General features: G+C 63.0%; 24 protein-coding genes, 1 tRNA gene and 1 riboswitch. Of the genes, 3 read left to right on the plus strand and 22 right to left on the minus strand.

What is annotated here, in order from left to right:
- Positions 1-194: 194 nt before the first annotated feature.
- From NKI21_RS29070 to NKI21_RS29080, 3 genes are all read right to left on the minus strand, one after another.
- Positions 195-989, minus strand: a complete 795-nt coding sequence (locus NKI21_RS29070; RefSeq protein ID WP_352439839.1) for a CbtA family protein — start codon at positions 987-989, stop codon at positions 195-197.
- A gap of 15 nt (positions 990-1,004) precedes the next feature.
- A complete protein-coding gene (locus tag NKI21_RS29075) occupies positions 1,005-1,184 on the minus strand; it encodes a CbtB domain-containing protein (protein ID WP_013531117.1) in 180 nt (59 codons plus the stop codon).
- 36 nt (positions 1,185-1,220) lie between these two features.
- A riboswitch (cobalamin riboswitch) is annotated at positions 1,221-1,424 on the minus strand.
- Positions 1,425-1,480: 56 nt separating this feature from the next.
- Entirely contained in the window at positions 1,481-2,680 is a 1,200-nt protein-coding gene (locus NKI21_RS29080; protein ID WP_352632394.1) for an MFS transporter, read from the minus strand.
- Positions 2,681-2,903: 223 nt separating this feature from the next.
- Between NKI21_RS29080 and NKI21_RS29085 the strand changes: the two genes are divergently transcribed.
- Together NKI21_RS29085 and NKI21_RS29090 are read left to right on the plus strand one after the other, a co-directional pair.
- A complete protein-coding gene (locus NKI21_RS29085) occupies positions 2,904-3,902 on the plus strand; it encodes a heparan-alpha-glucosaminide N-acetyltransferase (RefSeq protein ID WP_352612451.1) in 999 nt (332 codons plus the stop codon).
- The gene (locus NKI21_RS29090) at positions 3,899-4,375 is read left to right on the plus strand and encodes a methyltransferase family protein (protein ID WP_023812367.1); all 477 of its coding nucleotides are present in this window, start codon (positions 3,899-3,901) and stop codon (positions 4,373-4,375) included. The genes NKI21_RS29085 and NKI21_RS29090 overlap by 4 nt, the downstream gene beginning before the upstream one ends.
- Before the next feature lie 252 nt (positions 4,376-4,627).
- Here NKI21_RS29090 and NKI21_RS29095 read toward each other — a convergent pair whose 3' ends face one another.
- The 3 genes from NKI21_RS29095 to NKI21_RS29105 form a co-directional block, all read right to left on the minus strand.
- Positions 4,628-5,014: a MerR family transcriptional regulator gene (locus NKI21_RS29095; protein ID WP_027034793.1), complete on the minus strand. Its 387-nt coding sequence runs from the start codon at positions 5,012-5,014 to the stop codon at positions 4,628-4,630.
- A gap of 157 nt (positions 5,015-5,171) precedes the next feature.
- A complete protein-coding gene (gene mgtE, locus NKI21_RS29100; protein WP_023812369.1) occupies positions 5,172-6,590 on the minus strand; it encodes a magnesium transporter in 1,419 nt (472 codons plus the stop codon).
- A 191-nt stretch (positions 6,591-6,781) separates the two neighbouring features.
- Positions 6,782-6,866 (minus strand) — tRNA-Leu (locus tag NKI21_RS29105).
- A 235-nt stretch (positions 6,867-7,101) separates the two neighbouring features.
- Here NKI21_RS29105 and lipB point away from each other — a divergent pair.
- The gene (gene lipB, locus NKI21_RS29110; RefSeq protein WP_352439836.1) at positions 7,102-7,845 is read left to right on the plus strand and encodes a lipoyl(octanoyl) transferase LipB; all 744 of its coding nucleotides are present in this window, start codon (positions 7,102-7,104) and stop codon (positions 7,843-7,845) included.
- 72 nt (positions 7,846-7,917) lie between these two features.
- Here lipB and NKI21_RS29115 read toward each other — a convergent pair whose 3' ends face one another.
- The 16 genes from NKI21_RS29115 to nuoG form a co-directional block, all read right to left on the minus strand.
- Positions 7,918-9,168: a site-2 protease family protein gene (locus tag NKI21_RS29115; RefSeq protein ID WP_352439835.1), complete on the minus strand. Its 1,251-nt coding sequence runs from the start codon at positions 9,166-9,168 to the stop codon at positions 7,918-7,920.
- A 600-nt stretch (positions 9,169-9,768) separates the two neighbouring features.
- Entirely contained in the window at positions 9,769-10,497 is a 729-nt protein-coding gene (locus NKI21_RS29120; RefSeq protein ID WP_206535279.1) for an ABC transporter ATP-binding protein, read from the minus strand.
- Positions 10,449-11,735 carry a lipoprotein-releasing ABC transporter permease subunit gene (locus NKI21_RS29125; protein ID WP_127293254.1) on the minus strand — a complete coding sequence of 429 codons (1,287 nt, stop codon included), beginning with the start codon at positions 11,733-11,735 and terminating at the stop codon, positions 10,449-10,451. Before NKI21_RS29125 ends, NKI21_RS29120 begins: the two co-directional genes overlap by 49 nt.
- Positions 11,732-13,060, minus strand: a complete 1,329-nt coding sequence (gene proS, locus NKI21_RS29130) for a proline--tRNA ligase (protein ID WP_352439834.1) — start codon at positions 13,058-13,060, stop codon at positions 11,732-11,734. The genes NKI21_RS29125 and proS overlap by 4 nt, the downstream gene beginning before the upstream one ends.
- A gap of 654 nt (positions 13,061-13,714) precedes the next feature.
- A complete protein-coding gene (locus tag NKI21_RS29135; RefSeq protein ID WP_023812375.1) occupies positions 13,715-13,999 on the minus strand; it encodes a DUF1467 family protein in 285 nt (94 codons plus the stop codon).
- Entirely contained in the window at positions 13,996-14,400 is a 405-nt protein-coding gene (gene mce, locus NKI21_RS29140; RefSeq protein ID WP_128304418.1) for a methylmalonyl-CoA epimerase, read from the minus strand. The genes NKI21_RS29135 and mce overlap by 4 nt, the downstream gene beginning before the upstream one ends.
- A 134-nt stretch (positions 14,401-14,534) precedes the next feature.
- Complete coding sequence (locus tag NKI21_RS29145) at positions 14,535-16,205, minus strand: ribonuclease J (protein WP_352868666.1); 1,671 nt, start codon at positions 16,203-16,205, stop codon at positions 14,535-14,537.
- A gap of 118 nt (positions 16,206-16,323) precedes the next feature.
- A complete protein-coding gene (locus tag NKI21_RS29150; RefSeq protein ID WP_352751316.1) occupies positions 16,324-17,145 on the minus strand; it encodes a biotin--[acetyl-CoA-carboxylase] ligase in 822 nt (273 codons plus the stop codon).
- A gap of 5 nt (positions 17,146-17,150) precedes the next feature.
- Positions 17,151-18,587 carry an NADH-quinone oxidoreductase subunit NuoN gene (gene nuoN, locus NKI21_RS29155; RefSeq protein ID WP_352751314.1) on the minus strand — a complete coding sequence of 479 codons (1,437 nt, stop codon included), beginning with the start codon at positions 18,585-18,587 and terminating at the stop codon, positions 17,151-17,153.
- An 18-nt stretch (positions 18,588-18,605) separates the two neighbouring features.
- On the minus strand, positions 18,606-20,111 hold the full coding sequence (locus tag NKI21_RS29160; protein WP_023812379.1) for an NADH-quinone oxidoreductase subunit M: 1,506 nt from the start codon (positions 20,109-20,111) through the stop codon (positions 18,606-18,608).
- Positions 20,111-22,084: an NADH-quinone oxidoreductase subunit L gene (gene nuoL / locus NKI21_RS29165; protein WP_352723146.1), complete on the minus strand. Its 1,974-nt coding sequence runs from the start codon at positions 22,082-22,084 to the stop codon at positions 20,111-20,113. The genes NKI21_RS29160 and nuoL overlap by 1 nt, the downstream gene beginning before the upstream one ends.
- Before the next feature lie 10 nt (positions 22,085-22,094).
- Positions 22,095-22,403, minus strand: a complete 309-nt coding sequence (gene nuoK, locus NKI21_RS29170) for an NADH-quinone oxidoreductase subunit NuoK (RefSeq protein WP_010910101.1) — start codon at positions 22,401-22,403, stop codon at positions 22,095-22,097.
- Between the two features lies 1 nt (position 22,404).
- Positions 22,405-23,025, minus strand: a complete 621-nt coding sequence (locus NKI21_RS29175) for an NADH-quinone oxidoreductase subunit J (RefSeq protein WP_023812381.1) — start codon at positions 23,023-23,025, stop codon at positions 22,405-22,407.
- A 240-nt stretch (positions 23,026-23,265) separates the two neighbouring features.
- Positions 23,266-23,757, minus strand: a complete 492-nt coding sequence (gene nuoI, locus NKI21_RS29180) for an NADH-quinone oxidoreductase subunit NuoI (RefSeq protein ID WP_023812382.1) — start codon at positions 23,755-23,757, stop codon at positions 23,266-23,268.
- Positions 23,757-24,800, minus strand: a complete 1,044-nt coding sequence (nuoH, locus tag NKI21_RS29185) for an NADH-quinone oxidoreductase subunit NuoH (RefSeq protein ID WP_352868670.1) — start codon at positions 24,798-24,800, stop codon at positions 23,757-23,759. Before nuoH ends, nuoI begins: the two co-directional genes overlap by 1 nt.
- 2 nt (positions 24,801-24,802) lie before the next feature.
- A complete protein-coding gene (gene nuoG / locus NKI21_RS29190) occupies positions 24,803-26,884 on the minus strand; it encodes an NADH-quinone oxidoreductase subunit NuoG (protein ID WP_352868673.1) in 2,082 nt (693 codons plus the stop codon).
- Positions 26,885-26,903 lie beyond the last annotated feature (19 nt).

Genomic DNA, 26,903 nt, shown 5'->3' on the forward strand with positions numbered 1-26,903 from the left:
GGGGGGGGGGGGGGGGGGGGGGGGGGGGGGGGGGGGGGGGGGGGGGGGGGGGGGGGGGGGGGGGGGGGGGGGGGGGGGGGGCGGGCGGGGGGGGGGGGGGGGGGGGGGGGATGGTGGTGGGTGGGGGAGGGGGGGGAGGGGGGGGGTTTGGGCGGGTGGGCCCACCGCCGATGAGGAAGGTCAGTGTCTTGCGATCAGGCAAAGCTGTCGCGCAGGCTGGTCGCGGTGCCGGTGAAGCGGCCACGCACCACACCGACGACCGCGCCGAGCACCAGCCAGAACACGAGGTTGGTCACGGTCACCGCCACCACGAACTGGTGATGCAGCCCTTCCGGAATCGCCGTCTCGTAACTGTCGGGCTGCGGTGCACCGACAACATGCGGTGCGACGATCAAAAAGACGGCAAGGATCGCCAGCGGCAGCGACTTGCGGAACGCGATCAGGCCGAGACCGGCAGCGGTTGCCGCCACCGTTGCCCACCACCAGATCTGCCGCTGGGTGAGATCGGCGGCCGGCATGGCAGGCAATTCCGGCGGCAGGCCGAGGCCCGGTGCCAGCGTGAACACGGCAAAGCCGGCAAGGCCCCAGAACACGCCCTGGCGCCAGCCACCGATGCCCCCGGCGAATTCGGAGACCGCGACCAGGATCAAGGCGAAGCCGATGCCGGTGACGATATTGGCAAGCACGCTGAAGGCGAAACGCTCGAAACCGTCTGCCGGCGCCCAACCTTCGTCTGCCGGAGCGGCTTCCGCCGCAGCCGGGGCAGCAGAGCTCATCGCATCTCCCGCCGGAGCAGTTGTGCTCATGGCATTGCTATCCGTTGCGGCCGGAGCGCCATGGTCATGGTGATGCCCGCCGCCCGCCTGTTCGTAAACTTCCGCCTTCAGGATCAGCGGCACGGTGGCATAGGCCTGCAGGCAGGCGAGGACGACGCCGGCCACGAGCCCTGCGATCGCCGCGATGAACACGACGTTGCGAAACAGATTCATGATGTCAGCCCCTCGTCAGTGGCAGGGAAACGCCATCGAATGGCGATAGTCGTGAGCCGCATTATGGACGGCATCGATATGCGAGAAGCCGACAAAGCCCATCACGAAAATGCCGAGCAGCGCGGCAAGCGCGAGCTGCATGAAGCGCGACTGCGAGGAGACGGAGGCGCCGAGGGAGACGGAAGCGGTAGTCATGTCTTGTCCTTTCGCCCTCCACCCGAGGGCATCGAAGTCAGTTTCCTGTCGCCGGCAGGTCTCCTGGCTCGCGGATCAGCATCCTTCCCCACCTTCCCGAAGAAAAATCTTCAGTGGCATATGGAGAGGACTACCGCACACAGTTGCGGGGGCAGCCACGGCATTGGGCGAATTCGCCCGCACCGCATTCCCTCTTGGCTCCAAAATGGAACCGGCGACACCGGCGACTATAGGCAGAATCCTCGCCTCCGGCAAACCAAATTCCGCCGGCGGCCATTGCGAATGCGCCATGAAGGTCAAAGCGATTTCGGCAGATAGCGCCACGTCACAAAGCCGCAGACCGCCGCCAGCAGGCCGAGCGTGACGAACACCGCGCCAAGGCCGAAGAAGGCCAGCACCACCGAATAGACCAGCGGCGGCGTCAGCTCGGAAAAGTCGAGATAGGTGCGGTAGACCGCCGCCATCTGCGATCTTTCATAGGAGCGCACCGAACGCATGAAGGCGGTCGAGCCGAGCGCGTCGAGCGCAATGGTGAAGAAGGCGCCGCAGAGCAGGAAGGCGCCGGTGAGCAGCGGCACGGTTTCGCCGACGAAGCCTGCCGCCAGCAGCGTGGCCGACATGGCGAAATAGGCGAATGTCATGGTCCTGCGGCCGCCAAAGCGCTTTCCTGCCTTGCCCCAGAAGATGGCCATGAACAAAAGCGCGTTGCCGGCCGAAACCAGCAGGCCGCCGGCCAGCTTGCCCTCGCCGGTGATCACCATGAACAGCGGCCCGTAGACGAAGAACGTTGTCCAGAAACAGGAGCGGCCGAAGGCAATCAGCCAGGCCAGCCTGAGCCTGGGCTGCGCGACGAAGCGGCCGATATTGGCGAGCGGATTGACAGGGCGCGTCTTGCCCGGACGGATGGACTGGGTGTCGCCGAGGCGGTAGGTCCAGAACAGCGCCAGCAGGGCAAACGCGAACACCGCGACCGCACCGTGCGCGGCATAGATGCCGAAGCGCGTGTAGAGGAAGATGCCGAGCGTCGGCCCACCGGTCCAGGCCAGCATCGACCACGCCATGCGCAGCGATTCGGCCTGCATGAAGTCGGTCTTGCGGATGTGGTCCATGATGTAGAGGTTGAGCGTGATCGACAGCGCGCTGGCGCCCATCACCCGGCACAGCATGCCGGCCAGTTGCCCGGCAAGCGTGTCGGTGACGAAGAACAGCGAGCCGACGGCCAGCAGGCAGGCGCCTGATGTGTAGACCCAGCGGCGGGCAAAGCGGCGGATCAGCATCGGCATGAACAATGTCACCGACAGGCCGAGCATCGCCACGACTGTGTAGAGCATCGACACGATCTGCTCGTTGTGCAGGATTTCATAGGCCTGGATCGGGATGACGCTCGACACCGTGGCGCGGGCGAAGGATTCGACTGCATAGAGCGACGCGAAGGTGCGCGCGTCCGCGGCCTTGAGAGCCGGCAGCCAGATCGGATGGCGCACATGGGTGGACATTGCTTTCCCCGAAGCAGATTCACCGGGTTAAATCTGCCGTGGCGACCCCAGTGCCAATAAGAGGAAACCGACGTGCATCCGGCAAAAGCGAAGCCGGCCAAAGGCTTCCCGGCACTGGCCCAATGCCGCGGCCGATCCGGCGTTATCGGCAGGATTGCCGGTCTTCTTTTGTCCGGGGCAACCGTGATAGTCCTCCAACGGGGCTGAATCAGAATGCGAGACCATGAGCATCCAAACGCCGACCGCACCCGTTCAGGATCGACCAAAGCGCATCGTCGTCATCGACATCGTGCGCGGCATCGCGCTGATCGCCATGGCAAGCTACCATTTCACCTGGGATCTGGAGTTCTTCGGCTACACCGATCCCGGCCTGACCGCCTTCGGCTGGTGGAAGATCTACGCGCGCTGCATAGCCTCGACCTTCCTGTTCCTGGTTGGCGTCAGCCTGTACCTCGCCCATGGCCGACAGATCCGCTGGAACGGCTTCTGGAAGCGGTTTGCCATGGTCGCCGGAGCCGCGATCGCGATTTCGGTCGTCACCCGCATCGCCACCCCGGATGGATTCATCTTCTTCGGCATTTTGCACGAGATCGCGCTGGCCAGCCTGCTCGGCCTCGCCTTTCTGCGGCTGCCGGCACTGCTGACGCTTGTCGTCGCCGCGCTCGTCATTGCGGCGCCTGTCTATCTGCGCCTCGAGGCGTTCGATCACCCATGGCTGTGGTGGGTAGGCCTGTCGGCTAACAATCCACGCTCCAACGACTACGTTCCGTTGTTTCCATGGTTCGGCGCCGTGCTTGCAGGCATCGCGGTGACGAAACTCGCCGCCGGTTCAGGCGTGCTTGCCCGGCTTGCCGAATTGGCGCCCGGTCGCTGGGCCAACCCGCTGGTCTTTATCGGCCGGCACAGCCTGGCGTTCTACCTGATCCACCAGCCATTGCTGATCGGCTGCGTCTGGCTGTTCTCGCAGATCATGCCGGCGCAGGTCGAAACCCCGCAGGTGAATTTCCTCAAAACCTGCCAGCTGTCCTGCGAGCAGTCGCGCGACACCGAGTTCTGTACGAGCTACTGTGTCTGCATGCTCGATACGCTCGAGGGCGAGGCGACGCTTGATCGGCTCTACAACAACGACCAGACTGCGGAATGGAAGACGCATCTGTCCGATCTCGCCGGCATGTGTACCGCCAAGACGGACAGCAAGTTGATGGAGGAAGGGGTCAAATGACCGAGAACCAGCCGAAGCCGGGGCTCATACCGTGGCCGCCGCTGATCTACACCGCCGCCATCGCCATCAGCATCGCGCTGGGCCTGCTCTATCCCCTGCCCTGGATCGGTGACCTCCTGGGCGACATTCTTTTCGCCGCCGGCTGGGTGGTGCTGCTTGCCGTTGCAGCGCTCTGGGTCACCGCGATCCGCACCATGGTCCGCGCCAAGACCACGCTGAACCCGAACGCTGTGCCCGATCACCTGGTCACCACGGGTCCCTTCGGCATCACCCGCAATCCGATGTATCTGGCCAACACCCTGCTGTTGATCGGCGTCGCCTTTGTCTCGGGCATCGTGTGGTTCTTGCCGCTCGCCTTCATCGCCGCCTATGCCACGCAAAAAATGGCGATCGAAGGCGAGGAAAAGATGCTGGCGGCAAAATTCGGCAAGAAATACCGCGACTACGCCAAACGCGTGCGCCGCTGGATTTGAGCTGGCGCTCCGGTTTCCATCGCGGAGAGGTTTTGACAGGTGCACACTTCGGCGATTAGCCTAAGTCTTGCGAACTTCGTCATCCTAGGGCGAAGCAGGAGCGCAACTCCGTCGCGGAGACCCTAGGATCCATGCCGTGACCTCGGTCTAGGAGTGCAGCGGAGCAAAGTTCTGCGCCGTCGCGGTGCATTGCAGAAGGAATAGACGTTTCCGCTCATTCCGAACGCTAACGCGCGATAGAATCCAGTCCGCTCAGGTATTCACGCCAAGCTCGACCAGCCGCTCCACACAAGACTCCTCGGCCTGGTCGAGTTCAGCCAGCGTCTCCTCGAGGTCGCGGCGCTTCTGCCGGAGATCCTCGCGCTTTTCCTCGATGCGCTTGATCATCAGGTTGAGCTGGCCGACTTCGCCGGGCGGCTCCCTGTACATCTGGATGATTTCGCGGATTTCGTTGATCGAGAAACCAAGCCTCTTGCCGCGCATGATCTGACGGATGAGGTGGCGGTCGGAGGGGCGAAACAGCCGCGTGCGGCCACGCCGCACCGGCTGCACCAGCCCTTCGTCCTCGTAAAAGCGCAGCGTCCGCGTCGACACATCGAACTCACGGGTCAACTCGGTGATCGAATAATATTCTCGCATTGCCACTCCCGCACGCCGAAACCAAGGGGCGATCGCCATGCCGGCGTCACCCTTATGTCCCGAACCAAAACCCATGCCATGCCGGAATCGACATGGCGCCCCGCGCAAGCCTCGCACGGCATTTACGTAAAAGTCAATTAAGCCAAAAGGCGTGCCTTCAGGGCACACCGAACCACCACGTGGCGATGCCGAGAAATGCAAAGAAACCGACGACGTCGGTAACCGTGGTGACGAAGACCGCCGAAGCGACCGCCGGATCGATCTTGAAACGATCGAGCAGCAGCGGAATCAGGATGCCGGCCAGGGCGGCCACGAACATGTTGATGATCATCGCCGCCGCGATGATGCCGCCCAGATTGGGGTCACGGAACCAGGCTGCCGCAACGATGCCGATCAGGATGGCGAAGACGATGCCGTTGATGAAGCCGACACCCATCTCGCGGCGAATGATGCGGCCGGCATTGTAGATGTCGAGATCCCTGGTCGCCAACGCCCTCACGGTGACGGTCATGGTTTGCGAGCCGGCATTGCCGCCCATGCCGGCGACGATCGGCATCAGCACCGCCAGTGCGACGATATGTTCGATCGTGCGGTCGAACAGGCTGATCACCGACGCCGCCAGGAACGCGGTCAGAAGGTTGATCAGCAACCACGGAACGCGTGATCGCGAGGTCGAAAAGATGCTGTCGGAAAGCTCTTCGTCGCCGACGCCGCCCATGCGCATCAGATCTTCCTCGGCCTCCTGCTGGATCACGTCGACGACATCGTCGATGGTCAGAACGCCAACCAGCCGTTCGTTCTCGTCGACGACCGCGGCCGATAAAAGATCGTACTGCTCGAATTCCCGCGCCGCCTCTTCCTGGTCCATGGTGGCCGGAATGGCGTGCCGCGTCTCGTGCATCACTTCCTCGACCTTGACCGAACGCTTGGTCCTCAGGATCTGGTCGAGGTCGATGGCGCCGAGCAGCTTGAAGCTCGGATCGATGACGAAGATCTGGCTGAAGCGCTCGGGCAGGTTGTTGTCTTCGCGCATGTAGTCGATGGTCTGGCCGATCGTCCAGAACGGCGGAACCGCGACGAACTCGGTCTGCATGCGGCGGCCGGCCGTCTCTTCGGGATAATCAAGCGAGCGGCGCAGCCTGATCCGCTCGGTGAACGGCAGTTGCGACAGGATCTCGTCCTGGTCTTCCTGGTCGAGATCCTCAAGAATGTAGACGGCGTCGTCTGAATCGAGCTCCTGCACGGCCTGCGCGATCTGCGCATTGGGCAGATTGTCGACGATCTCCATACGGATCGCCTCGTCGACCTCCGTCAGCGAGGAGAAGTCGAAATCGGCGCCCAGGAGTTCGACCAGCGCGCGGCGCTGTTCGGGATGCAGCGCCTCGAGCAGGTCGCCGAGTTCCGACTGGTGCAGGTCGTCGACTTCATGCTTGAGGGTCAGCGTGTCGCGGTCGGCGATCGCCGCGCCAATCCGCGCAAGGAAGGACGAAAGCACGGCGCCGTCCTCGCCATAGATATCGGCGTGGTTGTCCTCGGCGGCCCTGGCGCCGGTCGTCCGTTCGTGCTCGCCTTCCACCAGCGCCTCCCGCCACAAGAATCCCGGAAAAGGTGCAAATCAGGTCTAGAGCATCGGACCCAAAAGGGGAAACCGGTTTTGGGAGAATCCGACGCTCAGAAAGAAAGTGGCGTAAAGTGCGGGAATATCAAACGAAATGCGCCCGGCCCGCAGCGGGCGAGACCGGTACAAATCGGACTCTGGGAAGAGAATGGTGCGGTCGAGAAGACTCGAACTTCCACGGGTTGCCCCACAGCGACCTCAACGCTGCGCGTCTACCAATTCCGCCACGACCGCACGTGGTAGAGCCGGAACCGACCGGCTCGCGGCGTGTAGCAAATCGTTTCCGGCGAAACAAGTGCACGGCAAGCAATAATGTCAGGCGATTGGCATAATGCTCCACAGGGTCCGAACGCAGCGTCGGAACTGGACGTTTGCGCCTGATATCGCCATATGGAAGGCAAGTTGATGTCACCCAAAGGTGCGAGGCGGTTTTGGGACGCGACATGCATAAGCGAAAAGACGATACGCCATGCCCGAACGCAGCCAGATCGCCACGTCGTTCCTGCCGCTCCCCGGTTCAGCACCGGTCGAATGGCTGATCGAGCCCGGCCTTACCGCCTATCCCGAAGCACTTGCCTTCATGGAGGCGCGCGCCGAGGCGATCCGCAGCGGGGCCGCCGGCGAAATGGTCTGGCTGGTCGAACACCCGCCGCTCTACACGGCCGGCACCAGCGCCCGCGGCGAGGACCTGATCGACGCCAACCGCTTCCCGGTGTTCGCGGCCGGCCGCGGCGGCGAATACACCTATCATGGGCCGGGCCAGCGGGTCGCCTATGTCATGCTTGATCTGAAGCGGCGGCGCGAGGACGTCCGCGCCTTCGTCGCGGCGCTCGAACAGTGGATCATCGGCACGCTGGCCGTCTTGAATGTGCGGGGCGAGCGCCGCGAGGACCGGGTCGGCGTCTGGGTCGTGCGGCCGAACCGCCCTGCCCTGCCGGACGGCTCGCCGGCCGAGGACAAGATCGCGGCCATAGGCATTCGGCTGCGGCGTTGGGTGAGCTTCCACGGCATCGCCATCAATGTCGAGCCCGATCTCGACCATTTCAGCGGCATCGTGCCTTGCGGCGTGCAGGACCACGGCGTCACCAGCCTCGTCGACCTCGGCCTTCCCCTGACCATGGCCGATCTTGACCTGGCGCTGAAATCCGCCTTCGAGGATGTGTTCGGTCCCGCCACGGCTTTGCCTGTCGAAGCCGAGCGCAAGGCCGGCTGATTCTTCCTGATCCGGTACGGCTCAAGCTATGTGTGATTCACAGGCCGGCATCCATCTGAATATCAACACACCTCAGATGAGCTGGGCGGAGGCCCACAGGACGCCATAGCCATGGATGGCGAACACCGCCAGCAACGCCGCGGCCATGGCGAGGCGGTCGATGGTGCGGATCGGCTTCAGCTCGTAACGCGGCTTGACCCCGCTGCTCATCGTCAACAGGCTGAGGATCGAAAACACCGCTCCCGTCGCGAGCAGGAAATTGGAGGAAAAGCCGGCCTGCCAACCCACGGCCAGGAAAGCCGAGAGCAGGAAGAAGGAAGCCAGCGCCAGCGCGACCGGCCCCGGACAGATCTGGCGCAGCACCTGACCGCCGTCGAACTTCCACACCGGCACCAGATTGGCGATGTTGAACAGGGCGGCGAAGCCCGCCAGTGTCGCCAGCAGCGCCGCCGCCAGCCGATGTCCTTCAGCGCCGGCAAAGGTGCTGGCGGCGATAGCGATCGGCACCAGGAATGCGGAGAAGCCGGCGCCCATCAGCGCCACGAAGGCGACTTCGAAACGGCTGTCATAGGGCCGCCCGCCAATGGCGATGCCGCCGAGCAGCGGAATGAAGATCATCCGTGCCCGGTTGTGGCCCATAAGCCGAAACGCCGCCATATGGCCAAGCTCATGCAGGGCGACCACTGATGTGAGGATCGCGGCCAGTGCCAGGCCGCCGAAGTGAAGGCCGAAGAATGGCCACAGGATCAGCGCCGAAAGCCCGGCGAAACCGACCTGGCTCAACGGATGCTCGAACCAGCCGCCCTTGCGATACTGCCCGGTCCGCGCCCAGCGCTGCAGTTTGCCAAGCTCGCGGCGCATGGCGAAATAGCGGAACACCAGGAAGGCAACGCCGCGATAGCGATCGGTCTGGCTGAGCGTCACCCGCGTGCCGTTGCCCTCGGAAACGAGCTCAGTGGTCTCGCGAAAATCCTTCCAGAATGAAGCGTCGAGCGCGGTGTCCTCGATGACGCGCATCGAGAAGCTGATACCTTCGACGACGTCCTCAAACCGCGACTTGCGTTCGATCGGCTTGCCGTCGCGACCTTCCCACGACAGCGTGATGCGGGCCACGCCCTCGCCGTCCGGCGCCTCGGCGGAAAGGATCTCACCGGACCAGCCGGCATCGCTGCCGAGCGGCCACAGCGCCTGCCAGAGGCGCTGCCGGTCCATCGCCACCAGACGAGTCAACCGGATCGTGCGCAGACCCAGCGGCACGGTCATCAAGAGAAAGATTAGCCCGAGATTGCTTGCCACCAGAATGGCCGTGACGATGGGCGACACCTGGACGTTGCTCCCTGTCTTGCCGGGGCACCCTAACGCCGCGACGGCAAGAAAAGCTTAACGGCGGAACGGCCTTCGACCGTGCGGGAACAGCGACGGCGAACGCCGCCAAATCACATGGCTCCGATCCAGATCGCCATGGAAACAAGGAACGTGCTCATGCAAACCAGTGAGATGACATCCTGAACCAGATCGGTCATAACTCTCTCCTGTTGTTGATATGTTCGCATTTTGTTCTAATTTTGTCTCAAAGTCAACGGGCACGATCCGCCCGCATCCGGATTTTTGCGGCGATCAGATCGGCAGGGTTAAGAAAAGGTTGATGGGCGTCGGACGGTGCTACGTGGTGAGATCGCAGTCTTTGCGATTAGCCAATACACCCATTGCTTCGTCATCCTAGGGCGGAGCAAGGAGCGGAGCGACGCGCACAGACCCTAGGATCCATGCCGTGACCTTGGGGCGATGCTACGGTGCAGAATTATCGCTCTGATAAAGGTCGCATATCCTCGACCCCTGCATTTGTCTCGAAAGTAACGGCATGGATCCTAGGGTCTACGCTCCGCTCCGCGGAGCTCCGCCCTAGGATGACGACATCGGAGACTAAAGCGGCACCACTTTGCCGTCGGCCAGGGTGACGCGCCGGTCCATGCGCGATGCCAGTTCGTGATTGTGGGTGGCAATCAGCGCCGCAAGGCCCGATTGCTTGACCAGCGCCGCCAGCGCCTCGAACACATAAGACGCGGTGACCGGATCGAGATTGCCGGTCGGCTCGTCCGCCAGCAGCACCAGCGGCGCATTGGCGACCGCGCGCGCGATGGCGACGCGCTGCTGCTCGCCGCCGGAGAGTTCGGACGGCCGGTGCGACGCGCGTTTGCCGATCTGCATGTAATCGAGCAGCTGCGCCGCGCGCTCGGCCGCGTCCTTCCGGCTGAGCCCTTTGATGAGCTGCGGCATCATGATGTTTTCCAGCGCCGAGAATTCCGGCAGCAGATGATGGAACTGGTAGACGAAGCCGACATCGTTGCGGCGGATCGCCGTGCGCTCGTCGTCGGAGAGCCGCCCGCAGGCACGGCCGGCCAGGATGACGTCGCCGGCGTCGGGACGCTCCAGCAGGCCGGCGGTGTGCAGCAGCGTCGACTTGCCGGTGCCCGACGGCGCCACCAGCGCCACCATCTCACCGCGCTTCAGCGAGAAATCGGCGCCGTTCAGGATGGTGAGCTTGCGCGGCCCCTGGACATAGTGCCGCTCGACGCTCTTCAGCTCGATAATGACCTCGGCCACTACTCGTACCTCAAGGCTTCGACCGGATCGAGACGCGCGGCGCGCCATGCCGGAAACACCGTTGCCAGGAAGGACAGGCCGAGCGCCATCAGGACGACATAGGTGGTCTCGCGTGGATCCATCTTCGCCGGCAACTGGCTGAGGAAATAGAGTTCAGGATTGAACAGCACCTTGCCGGTCATCCATGAGAAGAACTGGCGGATGGATTCGATGTTGGTGCAGATCAGCACGCCGAGCAGCACACCGGCAAGCGTGCCGGTCACGCCGATCGCCGCACCCGTCATCAGGAAGATGCGCAGGATGGCGCCGCGCGAAGCCCCCATGGTGCGCAGGATGGCGATGTCGTGGCCCTTGTCCTTCACCAGCATGATCAGGCCGGAGATGATGTTCAGCGCCGCCACCAGCACGATCAGCGTCAGGATCATGAACATGACGTTGCGCTCGACCTGCAGGGCGGAGAAGAAGGTCTCGTTGCGCTGGCGCCAGTCGACCATGTCGATCGGCCGCTGCGCCGCCGCCTCCACCTTCGGTTTCAGCGCATCGACATCGTCTGGATTGTCGACATAGATCTCGATCGTCTGCGCCCGCCCATCCATGTTGAAATAGAGCTGCGCTTCGGAAAACGGCATGTAGACGATGGAGGTGTCATATTCGGACATGCCGACTTCGAAGATCGCCGCGATCTTGTAGCCCTTCATGCGCGGCGTGGTGCCGATCGGCGTCACGTCGCCGTCGGGCGAAATCAAGGTGATGGTATCGCCAAGCGTCAGGCCGAGATTCTCGGCCATGCGCTTGCCGATGGCAACCCCCTCGCCAGAGTCGAAATCGGCGATCGAACCCTGCTTGATGTTGCTGGCAACGATGGCGATCTTGCTCAGATCCTCGCCGCGTATGCCGCGCACCAGCGCTCCGGTTCCGCCGCCGACATTGCCTTGCGCAAGCACCTGGCCATCGATCAGCGGGATGGCGTATTTGACGCCTGCTACACCGTTGATGCGGCTGGCGACCTGCGCATAGTCCTCCAACGGCGAATCGAGCGGCTGCACGATCAGGTGGCCGTTGACGCCGAGGATGCGCGTCAAAAGCTCCGCCCTGAAACCGTTCATCACCGCCATGACCACGATCAGCGTGGCGACGCCCAGCATGATGCCGAGGAAGGAGATCGAGGCGATCACGGAGATCACCGTCTCCTTGCGCCGCGAACGCAGATAGCGCCAGGCAACCATGCGCTCGAAGATGGAAAAGGGTCCGGCGCCGACCGGTCTTGCCGCCACCGCCTCGCTCATGCGGCGACACCGAAGCGCTTTTTCACGTCTGCGATCGGCAGCGTCTCGCGCTCGCCGGTCTTGCGATTCTTGATCTCGATCTCGCCGGCGGCGACACCGCGCGGGCCGACGATCACTTGCCAGGGAAGGCCGATCAGATCGGCGGTGGCGAACTTGCCGCCGGGCCGCTGATCGGTGTCGTCGTAGAGCACGTCCTTGCCGGCGGCGACGAAAACGGCATGCAGTTCGTCGCAGACGCGGTCGCACTCGGCGTCGCCCGCCTTCATGTTGATCAGCCCGATGTCGAACGGCGCCACCGCCTCCGGCCAGATGATGCCGTTGTCGTCATGGCTGGCTTCGATGATCGCAGCGACCAGCCGCGACGGACCGATGCCGTAGGAGCCTCCGGAGACGAAATGATCCTTGCCGTCGGGCCCGGTCACCTTGGCGCCCATGGGCTTCGAATATTTATCGCCGAAATGGAAGATGTGGCCGACCTCGATGCCGCGCGCCGAAACCTTGTCGCTCTCGCCGATCTTCTCCCACGCCGCCTCGTCATGCATCTCGTCGGTGGCCGCGTAGGGTGTCGTCCAAGTCTTGACGATATCGCCGATCTCGGCGGCATTGGCGAAGTCGGTCTTCTCTCCGGGCACATCGAGCGAAAGATAGTCGCGGTGGCAGTAGACCTGGCTCTCGCCGGTGTCGGCCAGGATGATGAATTCATGGCTGAGATCGCCGCCGATCGGCCCGGTATCGGCCCGCATCGGTATTGCCTGCAGCCCCATGCGCGTAAAAGTCCGGAGATAGGACACGAACATCCTGTTGTAGGCCGCCCTGGCGCCCTCGAAGTCGAGGTCGAAAGAATAGGCGTCCTTCATCAGGAATTCGCGCGAACGCATGACGCCGAAGCGCGGCCGCACTTCGTCGCGGAACTTCCACTGGATGTGGTAGAGATTGAGCGGCAGGTCCTTGTAGGATTTGACATAGGCGCGGACGATCTCGGTGACCACTTCCTCATTGGTCGGGCCGTAGAGCATGTCGCGGTCCTGCCGGTCCTTGATGCGCAGCATCTCCTTGCCGTAGTCGTCATAGCGGCCGCTTTCGCGCCACAGATCGGCCGACTGGATGGTCGGCATCAGGATTTCCAGCGCACCGGCGCGATTCTGCTCCTCACGGATGATGCGGCAGACCTTGTCCAGCACCCGCTTGCCGAGTGGCAGCCACGAGAAACTGCCCTGCCCCTGCTGGCGGATCATGCCGGCGCGCAGCATCAGCCGGTGCGAGACGATCTCGGCCTCGCGCGGGTTTTCTTTGAGGATAGGCAGGAAATAGCGCGACAAACGCATGGACTGGTCCGTGAGTGAGGAGGGTCGCGTCAGAATCGGCGCGACTTTGGCTTGCTTGACCCGGCTTCATAGCCATTTCAAGGCGGAATGGGAACCCGGACGCTTCGGCCCGAAAAGCGGCAATCGATTTTCAAAAAGCACGGGATAGCCGGGATCAGAAGCGTCGCACCGTCCTTCGCCCGCCCAGAAGACCCACGGCGCCGCAAGGCCTCCCGGTCACCGCGCGCGTCTTGATGATCGTTCGCCAAGCAACGCCTGCCACACTATTGTGCAGTGCAGCACGAGAATGCCCGTTTCAAGGCAAAATTCTTCGTGACATTGTCATTCGCCTTAGGCTAATGTACCTCGATAACCGAGAGGGTAGAAAAAAATCTGCTCTCCTACGCGGTCAAAGTCTTGGGAGGATGCGATCTAGGCGCGGTTACTCGCTGCCGCCGGAAACCGGAAACAGATCGGACGCGTTTAAATTGCAAGGCCTCGTGCCTTGCATTTTTTTTGTGCAATCATCTGCTTAGCGCAATGCGTTGCCAAACCACCTTACCTAGCGTCAGCGCTCGTCCGGCCGCAAAACGACACAGCATTCCTGTCTGGAACCAAGCTGTTCCGACGGATGAAAACGTCTTTGCCGAACAAATCTTCTTGGGCCGGGACCGGCTATTTGGCTGGGGTTTGGCTGAATTCCGGCACGATGTGCGGGATGTCGTTGAGGCTGTATCCCAGCCCATGCGTCAGGCCATAGAAAATGCCCATCAGGATCGCGGTGGCGATGGTGGTGCGGATCACGGCGCGCAGCATGTGAGGCCCACGCGGCGCGCTCGGAACCGTGCCGAGCGTCACGTCACGATCGTCGTCCTGCGTCCTCACGCTGAACGGCAGCACGGCGAACAGCACCACCCACCAGGTCGCGAAAAACAGGGCGGTGAACGAAACCCAGCTCATGATTGCTCCAGTTCGATCAGCGTTCCGAAAAAATCCTTCGGATGCAGGAACAGCACCGGCTTGCCGTGCGCGCCGATCTTCGGATTGCCGTCGCCCAGCACGCGGGCGCCGGCGGCCTTGAGCTGATCGCGCGCGGCCAGGATGTCATCGACCTCGTAGCAAAGATGGTGCATGCCGCCGGAAGGATTCTTCTCCAGGAAGGCGGCGATCGGCGACCCCTCGCCCAAGGGCTCCAGAAGTTCGATCTTGGTGTTGCCGACATTGACGAACACCACCGTCACCCCATGCTCCGGCAGCGCCTGCGGCGCCGTCACTTCCGCGCCGAGCGTGTTGCGATAGGCAGCGACGGCAGCAGCCAGATCCGGCACGGCAAGCGCGACATGGTTCAGTCGTCCGAGCATTGGCACTCCCAAGTAGGGAGTATGGGAATACGGGAGTAAGGGAAAAGACAGGTATGTCAGCTGTTTGCTCTTCCTACTCCCCTACTCCCCTACTCCCCTACTCCCCTACTCCCCTACTCCCCTACTCCCTTTCGTCACCTTGTGACGAATACAGTCACCAGCGGCTTCTTGCCCCAGGCTTCGTTGGCGGCGCCGCGCACGGCGCGCCGCACTGCTTCTTGCACCAGGTCGAGGTCTTTTCGGCGCTGACGGGGGATCGAGTCCACCGCGCCGATTGCCGCATCGATCATCAAGTCTTCCAGCGACTCGCCACGGCCATCGGCCTCGGCGACGCCGATGGCGACCAGGTCGGGGTCGCCGGCAAGCTCATATTTGTCGTCCAACACGACATTGACCGCCACGTGGCCGGCAAAGGACAGCTTGCGCCGGTCACGGATGCCCATCGCCTGATCGGTGCCGATCAGTCTGCCATCCTTGTAGATACGGCCGAACGGCACCTGATCCATGATGGTGGCTGGGCCGGGAGCAAGCCTGAGCATGTCGCCGTCGCGCACCTGCGCCACCTGGCCGATGCCCGATGTCGACATCAGCGAGCCCTGCGCCACCAGATGTGCCGCCTCGCCATGCACGGGAACGCCGATCTGCGGGCGCACCCATTCATACATCTTGCGCAATTCGCTGCGCCGCGGATGGCCGGAGACATGCACCAGTGCATCGCCGTCCTCTATGATCTTGACGCCGAGGTCGATGAGACGGTTCTTGATCTCGAGGATCGCCTTCTCGTTGCCGGGAATGGTACGCGAGGAAAACACCACCGTGTCGCCTGCCGTCAGTGACACCGACTTCATCTCTTCGCGCGACAGCTTGGCCAGTGCGGCCAGCGGCTCGCCCTGGCTGCCGGTGCAGATGATGACCAGGTTTTCGCGCGGGATGAAACCAAAATCCTCCTCGGCGATGAACTCCGGCAGACCGTCCATGTAGCCGAGTTCGCCGGCCACATCGATGACCCGCTTCAGCGAACGGCCAAGCACCAGACACTGGCGTCCGGCATCGCGCGCCGCTTTGGCGATCGAGACGATGCGTCCGACATTGGAGGAGAATGTGGTGACGGCGACACGGCCCTTGGCAGCCTGGATGACGCCTTTGAGGCCCTCGCCCACAGCCACTTCCGAAGGCGACTCACCTTCGCGCAGCGCATTGGTCGAATCGCAGATCAGCGCCAGAACGCCCTTGTCGCCATAGGCCCGGAAACGCGCCTCGTCGGTCTTCGGCCCAATCGTCGGCTCCGGATCGATCTTCCAGTCACCGGTATGGATGACGGTGCCGGCCGGCGAGGTAATCGCCAGCGACATCGGCTCGGGAATCGAGTGCGCGACCGGAATGGCTTCGATCTCGAACGGGCCGACGGTGAATTTCTCGCCCGCCCGATAGATCGTGACCGGTATTTTCGGCGCGCCCTGCTCGCCTTGCCGCTTGGCTTCCAGCAGGCCGGCGCTGAACGGCGTCATCCAGACCGGCGCCTTCAGCTTCGGCCATGTGTCGAGCAGCGCGCCGTAATGGTCTTCATGCGCGTGCGTGATCATGATGCCGCGCAGATTGGCGAGGTTCTCCTCGATGAAGCGCGTGTCGGGCAGCACCAGGTCGACGCCCGGCAGGCTGGCATCGGGGAAGGTCACCCCGACATCGATGACGATCCATTCGCGCGCATTGGGCGGCCCGTAGCCGTAAAGAGCGAAGTTCATGCCGATCTCGCCGACGCCGCCGAGCGGCACGAAGACGAGTTCGGCGGTTTCCGCTTTCGCCATGATTTTTCCCTTCCTGGCCCTCAGGCCAAGCCCAAAAAGCAATTCCGGGAAAAGTGTGTAACGGTTTTCCCACCGGAGTTGCGCAAAAACAAACAGTTAGAACGGTGCATAAACGGCCCTATGCCCTGGCCGAAGCGACCGCGCCGAAATGCACGTCGCCGGCGGCGATCGTCCGAACCGAACCTTCATCGTCGCGGATCACGAAACGGCAGTCCTCGTCAATGGTCTCAAACACCCCACGCACCACATTACCGTCAATTCTGACAGCAACCTCGCTGCCAAGCCCCGCAGCACGATCAAGCCACCGACGCCTGACGGCGGCAAGTCCGCGCCCCTCATCCCACAACCGGGCATTCTCGCTCCAGGCATCCGACAGCGCCAGGAACAGTGTTTCCGCATCGCATGCCGCGCCCAGCGCGCTGAGTGATGTTGCGGGATAGGGCAAATCCTCGGGGTATGCCACCACATTGACGCCGATTCCGACCGCCACCGCGAAACGGCCGCCTTCCAGGATTGCCGATTCCAGCAGGATGCCGGCCAGCTTGGCGCCGGAGGCAAGCACGTCGTTCGGCCATTTCAGTTCGAAACGGTTTTTCCCTTCGCTGCCACCGTCGAGGCCGATGGCTATCCGGCCTTTCGGCACCACGGCGTCGAGCGCATCGGCCAGCGCCAGTCCGGCGACGAAGCCCAGCGTCGCGGCAAGGCGAAGCTCTGCCTTGGTGATGACCAGTAGCGTCGCCGCGAGGTTGCCTTCTGGCGTCGCCCAGACGCGGCCGCGCCGGCCACGCCCACTTTCCTGTTTCTTGGAAACGACCCACAATTTGCCGGGGTCGCCTGCCCTTGCGTGGTCCAGTGCCAGCGCATTGGTGGAGCCTACGCTCTCATGCGCCTCGAGCCGGAACCCATCCGACGCCGAGGTTGGAGCCAGCCGAAATGCCATGCCGACTAGAAAAACGTCTTGGCGGCGGCTTCGGCATAGGTGCCGATCGGCCCGCCGATCAGCACGTAGAACAGCACGAAGGCGCCGGAGACGCCGAGCACGACACGCAATTCCGTCGCCATCGGCACGAAGCCGCCGACCGGTTCGTCGAACCACATGATCTTGATGATGCGCAAATAGTAATAGGCGCCCACCACCGAGGCCAGCACGCCGATGATCGCCAACGCATAGAGATTGGCGTTGATGGCGGCGAGGAAGACGTACCATTTCCCCCAGAAGCCGGCGAGCGGCGGGATGCCGGCCAGCGAGAACATCAGGATGGTCAGGATCGTCGCCATGATCGGATTGGTCGACGACAGGCCGGCCAGCTCGCTGATCTGCTCGACATTGCCTTCCTTGCGCCGCATGGCGAGGATGAAGGCGAAGGTGCCGAGCGTCATCACCAGATAGATCAGCATGTAGATGGCAACGCCGCGCACGCCGGCCTGGCTGTTGGCGGCAAGGCCGACCAGCGCATAGCCCATATGGCCGATCGAGGAATAGGCCATCAGCCGTTTGATGTTGGTCTGGCCGATGGCGGCGAAAGCACCAAGCGCCATCGAGGCGATCGAGATGAAGACGATGATCTGCTGCCAGTCGGAGGCGATCGGCTTGAACGCACCCATGGTGACGCGCACCATCAGCGCCATCGCCGCCATCTTCGGTGCTGCCGCCAAAAAGGCCGTCACCGGTGTCGGCGCGCCCTCATAGACATCTGGCGTCCACATGTGGAACGGCACCGCCGAGATCTTGAAGGCAAGGCCGGCCAGCACGAAGACGAGGCCGAAAACGAGACCGAGCTGGCGCTCGCCGCTGCCGAGCGCAGAAGCGATCTCCTGGAAGCCGGTGTTGCCGGTGTAGCCGTAGACCAGGCTGATGCCATAGAGCAGCATGCCCGACGACAGCGCGCCGAGGACGAAATATTTGAGGCCAGCCTCAGTCGAACGCAGATTGTCGCGGTTGATCGCGCACAGCACGTAGATCGCCAGCGACTGCAGCTCGAGGCCGAGATAGAGGCCGATCATGCCATTGGCGGAGATCATCAGCATCATGCCGAGCGTGCAGAGCAGGATCAGCACCGGATATTCGAACTTGTCGAAGCGTTCAGCCTTGGCGAAGCGCATCGACATCACCAGCGTCACCGCCGAACCGATCAGCGCCAGCACCTTCATGAAGCGGCCGAAGGAATCCTGGATGAAGGCATTGCCGTAAGCGCTGCCCTGCCCGGTCCGGAAGATCAGCCAGGCGCCCGCGATCGCCAGAACGGCAACCGCAAGGCCGGTTACCGTGTTGGCCGTGTTGGCGCGCGAATAGGCTCCGACCATCAGCAGCGCCAGCGCGCCGACGGCAAGGATCAGCTCTGGCGTCGAGAGCGACAGGCTGGAGAGAAGGTCCGGCGTCATGGTTCGCAAAACCTCTGGTCAGTTCGCCGCCGCGGTCTGCGCGGCGCCGATGGATGCAGTGACATTGGTGACGAGCGACTTGACCGATTCGGCCGTCGCGTCGAAGACCGGGGCGGGATAGACGCCGAAGAAGATGACCAGCACGACCAGCGGGTAGATGATCACCTTCTCGCGCGGCGACAGATCGAGCAGGCCCTTCAGGCTCTCCTTGGTCAGTGCGCCGAAGATCACCCGGCGGTAGAGCCAGAGCGCGTAGGCGGCCGACAGGATGACGCCGGTGGCGGCGAAGAACGCCACCCAGGTGTTGACCCGGAACACGCCCAGCATGGTCAGGAACTCGCCGACGAAGCCGCTGGTACCGGGCAGGCCGACATTGGCCATGGTGAAGATCAGGAACACCGTGGCGTATTTCGGCATGTTGTTGACCAGGCCGCCATAGGCGGCGATCTCACGTGTGTGCATGCGGTCGTAGATGACGCCGACGCACAGGAACAGCGCGCCGGAGACGAGGCCGTGGCTGAGCATCTGGAAAATCGCGCCCTGCACGCCTTCCTGGTTCATGGCGAAGATGCCCATGGTGACGAAGCCCATATGAGCAACCGACGAATAGGCGATCAGCTTCTTCATGTCTTCCTGCATCAGCGCCACCAGCGAGGTGTAGATGATGGCGACGACGGACAGCGCGAAGACCAGCGGCGCGAACATTTCCGACGCCAGCGGGAACATCGGCAAGGAGAATCGCAGGAAGCCATACCCCCCCATCTTCAACAGGATGCCGGCCAGGATGACGGAGCCCGCCGTCGGCGCCTCGACGTGCGCATCGGGCAGCCAGGTGTGCACCGGCCACATTGGCATCTTCACCGCGAAGGAGGCGAAGAAGGCAAGCCATAGCCAGGTCTGCATGTTGGCCGGGAAGTTGTGGGTCAGCAGCGTCGGGATGTCGGTTGTGCCGGACTGGAAGAACATCGCCATGATGGCGAGCAGCATCAGCACCGAGCCGGCGAGCGTGTAGAGGAAGAACTTGAACGAGGCGTAGACGCGCCGCTTGCCGCCCCAGACGCCGATGATGATGAACATCGGGATCAGGCCGGCTTCGAAGAAGACGTAGAACAGCACGATGTCCAGCGCGCAGAACACGCCGATCATCAGCGTTTCGAGCAGCAGGAAGGCAATCATGTAGGCCTTCACGCGCTTCTCGATCGATTCCCACGACGCCAGGATGCACAGCGGCATCAGGAACGTCGTCAGGATGACGAACAGCATCGAGATGCCGTCGACGCCCATATGGTAGGAAATGCCGGAGTCGAGCCACGCGACCTTCTCGACGAACTGGAAGCCGGACTGCGAATTGTCGAATCCGGTCCAGATGAACAGCGAGATGATGAACGTGAACGTCGTCGTCAACAGCGCGATGGAGCGGATGTTGCGGCGTGCATTTTCGCTGTCGTCATTGATGAACAGGATAAGCAGCACACCAACCAGCGGCAGGAAGGTGACCAGCGAGAGGATTGGCCAGGCGGTCATCAGAGCATCATCCAGGTGACGAGTGCGGCAACGCCGATCAGCATGGCGAAGGCGTAGTGGTAGAGATAGCCGGTCTGCAGCTTGACGACGCGGTCGGTGACATCGACGACGCGCGCCGAAATGCCATCCGGGCCGAGGCCGTCGATGATGGTGCCGTCGCCGGTCTTCCACAAGAAATGGCCGAGGCGCTTGGCGGGCCGCACGAACAGGAAGTCGTAGAGCTCGTCGAAATACCACTTGTTGAGCAGGAAGGCGTACAGCCCGCGATGCTGCGCGGCGAGGTTGACCGGCATTTCCGGCGAGCGGATGTAGAATTTCCAGGCCAGCGCGAAGCCGATCAGCATGGCGATGAAGGGCGACAGTTCGACCCACAGCGGCAATTCGTGGATGTCGTGCAGGATGTGGTTGTCAGGCAGCGTGAACAGCGATGCCTTCCAGAACTCGGCATAGCCCTCGCCGATGAAGGCGCGGTGGAAGATGATGCCGGCAAACAGTGCGCCAGCGGCCAGGATGAACAGCGGCACCAGCATCACAGGCGGCGATTCATGGACGTGGTGCATCACTTCATGGCTCGCCCGCGGCTTGCCGTGGAAGGTCATGAAGATCAGCCGCCAGGAGTAGAAGGAGGTGAAGCAAGCGGCGACGACCAGAGCCACGAAGGCCATGCCGGCAACCGAATTGTGGCCGGCAAAGGCGCTCTCGATGATGGCGTCCTTGGAGAAGAAGCCGGCGGTGCCGATGACCGTCACCGGAATGCCGACGCCGGTTAGCGCCAGCGTGCCGATCACCATCATCCAGTAGGTGGTCGGGATCAGTTTCCTGAGGCCGCCCATCTTGCGCATGTCCTGCTCGTCGGACACGGCATGGATGACCGAGCCCGAGCCGAGGAACAGCAGCGCCTTGAAGAAGGCATGCGTGAACAGGTGGAAGATCGCCGCGCCATAGGCGCCGACGCCGAGCGCCACGAACATGTAGCCGAGCTGCGAGCAGGTCGAGTAGGCGATGACGCGCTTGATGTCGTTCTGGACGAGACCGACGGTGGCCGCGAAGAAGGCCGTGAAGGCACCGATGAAGGTCACGACAGTCAGCGCCGAATGCGAGAGTTCGAACAGCGGCGACAGCCGTGCCAGCATGAACACGCCGGCCGTCACCATGGTGGCGGCATGGATCAGCGCGGAAACCGGTGTCGGGCCTTCCATGGCATCCGGCAGCCAGGTGTGCAGCGGCACTTGCGCCGACTTGCCCATGGCGCCCATGAACAGCAGCAGGCAGACGATCGTCATGGCCGCCTGCTTGTCCAGCGCATAGCCGAGGAAGGTCAGCACGGCGGCGCCGTGCGGGGCGCCTTCGGCCGGAATGAACGTTGCCGCATTGGCGAAGATCGTGCCCAGATTGACCGAGCCGAACAGCACGAACACGCCGAAGATGCCGAGTGCGAAGCCGAAATCGCCGACGCGGTTGACGACAAAGGCCTTGATTGCCGCGGCATTGGCCGACGGCTTCTTGTACCAGAAGCCGATCAGCAGGTAGGACGCCAGCCCCACGCCTTCCCAGCCAAAGAACATCTGCACGAGGTTGTCCGCCGTCACCAGCATCAGCATGGCGAAGGTGAACAGCGACAGATAGGCGAAGAAGCGCGGCCGGTTCGGATCGTGGTGCATGTAGCCGATCGAATAGATGTGGACCAGCGCCGAGACGGTGTTGACCACCAGCAGCATGACCACCGTCAGCGTGTCGATCCGCAGTGCCCAGGACGCTTCCAGTCCGCCCGACTGTATCCAGCGCAGCACCGGCACGGTGAACACCTCGCCATGGCCGAAACCGACGGTGAAGAAAGCGACCCACGACAGCACGGCCGCGATCACCAGGAAACCGGAGGTGATGTATTCGGACGCCTTGGCGCCGAGCGACGTGCCGAACAGGCCGACGATCAGGAAGCCGAGCAGGGGAAGGAAGACGATGGCCTGATACATGGTGGTTCCGTCAACCCTTCATCATGTTCACGTCTTCGACCGCGATCGAGCCGCGGTTGCGGAAGAAGACGACGAGAATGGCAAGTCCGATGGCGGCCTCGGCCGCAGCTACCGTCAGCACGAACAGCGCGAACACCTGGCCGACCAGATCGCCCAGTGCCGCCGAAAAGGCGACGAAATTGATGTTGACCGCCAGCAGGATCAGTTCAACCGACATCAGGATGACGATGACGTTCTTGCGGTTCAGGAAGATGCCGAACACGCCGAGCGTGAACAGAACAGCCGATACGGTCAGATAATGTGCGATGCCGACAACCATCTCAGAGTCCCTCGCCTGTCTTGACCTTGCGGATTTCCATGCCGGTCGCCGGCGTGCGGCCGACCTGGGCCGCGATCGACTGCCGCTTGACGCCTGGCTTATGGCGCAGCGTCAGCACGATGGCGCCAATCATGGCGACCAGCAGGATGAGGCCCGAAATCTGGAAGTAGTAGAGGTAGTCGGTATACAGGATGTCGCCGAGCGCGGCGGTGTTGGTCCGCGTGGCGAGATCCGGAATGGGCTTGGAGACCGTCGAAGCGAGCTGCGGCGCGAAAGTGTAGCCGCCGAGAACGACGATCAGCTCCGCCGCCAGGATCAGCCCGACCAGCGCGCCGATCGGCGCATATTGCAGGGCGCCTTCCTTCATCTCGGCGAAATCGACGTCGAGCATCATGACGACGAACAGAAACAGCACCATCACCGCGCCGACATAGACGACGAGCAGGATCATCGCCAGGAACTCGGCCCCGGTCAGCATGAACAGGCCGGCGGCGTTGAAAAAGGTCAGGATCAGGAACAGCACCGAATGCACGGGGTTGCGCGACGAAATGACCATGAACGCCGACGCCACCGCGACAAAGGCGAAGAGGTAGAAAAAGGCCGCCTCTAGTCCACTCAACATTGGGGATCCCCCGGGTTCCTGTACGAACAGGACGCTCGTCCTGTTTGTTGTCTCTGGCCTGGTTCCGCCTCCGGTTCCAAAGCCGCGTTGTCCTAGCCCATGTTCCGATCGGGTTGAAAGGCCCGATCGAAAGAAACATGGGCCACTCTGTATTCCGGAGCATGATCTGGTCCGAAAAAGTCCGCAACTTTTCGGGATCATCCTCTGGACGAGGCCCCTGCCCCGTCCATGCGTCAAATATCAGCGGTAGGGCGAGTCCAGCGAGATGTTGCGCGCCAGTTCGCGCTCCCACCGGTCGCCATTCGCCAACAGCTTGTCCTTGTCGTAGTAGAGTTCCTCGCGCGTCTCCGTCGCGAATTCGAAATTCGGCCCCTCGACGATGGCGTCGACCGGGCAGGCTTCCTGGCAGAAGCCGCAATAAATGCACTTCACCATGTCGATGTCGTAGCGAACCGTGCGGCGCGTGCCGTCATTGCGGCGCGGGCCGGCCTCGATGGTGATGGCCTGCGCCGGGCAGATTGCCTCGCACAATTTGCAGGCGATGCAGCGTTCCTCGCCATTGGGATAGCGGCGCAGCGCATGCTCGCCACGGAAGCGCGGGCTGGTCGGCCCCTTCTCGTGAGGATAGTTGATCGTCTCCTTCGGCGCGAAGAACTGGCGCATCGACAGGAAGAAGGCGCTGACGAAATCCTGCAGCAGCAGCGATTTTGCGGCTTGGGAAAGAGCGGACATCACGCAAACCCCGTGATCTTGAGGAAGGCCGCGGTGGCGACCACCATGAACAGCGAGATCGGCAGGAACACTTTCCAGCCAAGCCGCATCAATTGGTCGTAGCGGTAGCGCGGCACGAACGCCTTCACCATGGAGATGCCGAAGAACACGAAGCAGACTTTCAGCACGAACCAGATGACGCCCGGCACCCAGGTGAACGGCGCGAAATCGAAGGGCGGCAGCCAGCCGCCAAGGAACAGGATGGTGGCCAGCGCGCACATCAGCACGATGGCGACATACTCGCCGAGGAAGAACAAAAGGAACGGCGTCGACGAATATTCGACCATGTGGCCGGCGACCAGTTCCGATTCGGCTTCCACCAGATCGAAAGGCGGCCGGTTCGTCTCGGCCAGCGCCGAGATGAAGAAGATGATGAACATCGGAAACAGTGCCAGCCAGTTCCAGTCGAGGAAGGTGTTGGGCAGGCCAAGCCGCGTACCAAGCCCGTCATGCTGCGACAGCACGATGTCGGACAGGTTGAGCGAGCCGGCGGTGAGCAGAACAGTGACGATGACGAAGCCGATCGAGACTTCGTAGGACACCATCTGAGCCGCCGAACGCAGCGCGCCGAGGAACGGATATTTCGAGTTTGACGCCCAGCCGCCCATGATCACGCCATAGACTTCGAGCGAGGAGATGGCGAAGACATAGAGGATGCCGACATTGACGTTGGCGATCGCCCAGCCCTGATTGACCGGGATGACCGCCCAGGCCGAGATCGCCAGCACGGCCGAGACCAGCGGCGCCAGCAGGAACACGCCCTTGTTGGCGCCGGACGGGATGACCGGCTCCTTGAAGACGAATTTCAGCAGATCGGCGAAGGCCTGCAGCGTGCCCCAGGGGCCGACGACGTTCGGGCCACGGCGCAGCTGCACCGCCGCCCAGATCTTGCGGTCGGCGTAGAGGATATAGGCGACGAAGATCAAAAGCACGACGATCAGCACGACCGACTTCAACAGGATCAGCAGCGCCGGCAGCACGTAGAAGGAGAAGAAAGTGTCCATGCTTATTCCGCCGCCTGCTTGAAGCCGCTCTTGGCCAGTGCCGAGCATTCCGCCATCACGGCCGATGCCCGCGCGATCGGGTTGGTCAGGTAGAAATCCGTCACCGGCGACGTAAAGGTGCCCTTGTTCAGCCGCCCGCCGAGCTTCGCCACCCCAGCGATGTCCTCGGCATTGCCGGCCGCGACCTGGTCGATACGGGCCAGATGCGGGTATTCGCCATAGAGCTTGGCGCGCAGTTGCGGCAGCGAATCGAACGGCAGTTTCTTGCCCAGCACATCCGACAGTGCCCGCAGGATCGCCCAGTCCTCGCGCGCCTCGCCCGGCGCGAAGCCGGCGCGGTTGGTCTGCTGCACGCGGCCTTCGGTGTTGACATAGGTGGCCGACTTTTCCGTGTAGGCGGCCGCCGGCAGGATGACATTGGCGCGATGCGCGCCCTGGTCGCCATGCGTGCCGATATAGACGACGAAGGCGCCGCCGGTCTTGGCCATGTCGATCTCGTCGGCGCCGAGCAGGAACAGCAGCTCCATTTCGCCCAGCATGCCGGCGACGGTCTTGCCGCCCTCGCCCGGCACGAAGCCGAGATCGAGGCCGCCGACACGTCCGGCCGCATTATGCAGCACGGCAAAGCCGTTCCAGTCGGCGCGGGCAGCGTTGACAGCGGCGGCGAGCTTGGCCGCCTGGCCGAGCACGGCCGCGCCATCGGCACGCGCCAGCGCACCCTGGCCGACGATGATCAGCGGATGCGTCGCCTTCTTCAGCACCTGGAAGAACTTGCCATTGCCATCCGCCAAATCCTTCAGCGAATCCGGTCCGGCGCCCAGCTGTTCGTAGTCGTAGCGCGTGTCGCCGACATCGCCGATGACGCCGACCGGCAGATTGCCGATCCGCCAACGCTTGCGGATGCGGGCGTTGAGCACCGAGGCTTCATAGCGCGGGTTGGCGCCGATGATCAGCACCGCATCGGCCTGCTCGATGCCTTCGATGGTCGGGTTGAAGATGTAGCTCGCACGGCCGAGCGCCGGGTCGAGTGCGGCGCCATCCTGGCGGCAATCCGTATTCTTCGAGCCGAGCAAAGCCATCAGCAGCTTGAGCGCATAGGTTTCCTCGACGGCGGCGAGATCGCCCGCGATAGCGCCGATCTTTTCGGGCGCCGTCTTCGACACCGCGTCCTTGATCGCAGCGAAGGCCTCGGCCCAGCTGGCGGCAACCAGCCTGCCGTCCTTGCGCACATAGGGGCGGTCGAGACGCTGCGTGCGCAGGCCGTCCCAGATGAAGCGGGTCTTGTCGGAGATCCACTCCTCGTTCACCGCCTCATTGACGCGCGGCAGGATGCGCATCACTTCGCGGCCCCGGCTATCGACGCGGATCGCCGAGCCGACCGCATCCATCACGTCGATGGATTCGGTCTTGGTCAGCTCCCACGGTCGCGCCTGGAAGGCGAATGGCTTCGAGGTCAGCGCGCCGACCGGGCAAAGGTCGATGACATTGCCCTGCAGCTCCGAGGTCATCGCCTGTTCGAGATAGGTGGTGATCTCTGCATCCTCGCCACGGCCGATCAGGCCCAGTTCGGAAATGCCGGCGACTTCGGTGGTGAAGCGGACGCAGCGCGTGCAGTGGATGCAGCGATTCATCACCGTCTTGACCAGCGGTCCGATGTATTTGTCTTCGACCGCGCGCTTGTTCTCGTGATAGCGCGAGGAATCGACGCCGAAGGCCATCGCCTGGTCCTGCAGGTCGCATTCGCCGCCCTGGTCGCAGATCGGGCAATCCAGCGGATGGTTGATCAGCAGGAACTCCATCACGCCTTCCCTGGCCTTCTTGACCATCGGCGTGTTGGTGAAGATTTCCGGCGCCTCGCCATTCGGGCCGGGACGCAGGTCGCGCACGTTCATGGCGCAGGAGGCCTGCGGCTTGGGCGGCCCGCCCTTCACCTCGATCAGGCACATGCGGCAATTGCCGGCGATCGACAGCCGCTCATGGAAGCAGAAGCGCGGCACTTCCGCGCCAGCGTCTTCCGCCGCCTGCAGCAGCGTGTAGTGGTCGGGTACAGTGATCTCTTTCCCGTCGACCTTGAGCTTTGCCATTCGCCTCAAACCCCTGCGG

It is taken from the genome of Mesorhizobium sp. M0715 (assembly GCF_040320355.1).
Taxonomy (GTDB): Bacteria; Pseudomonadota; Alphaproteobacteria; order Rhizobiales; family Rhizobiaceae; genus Mesorhizobium.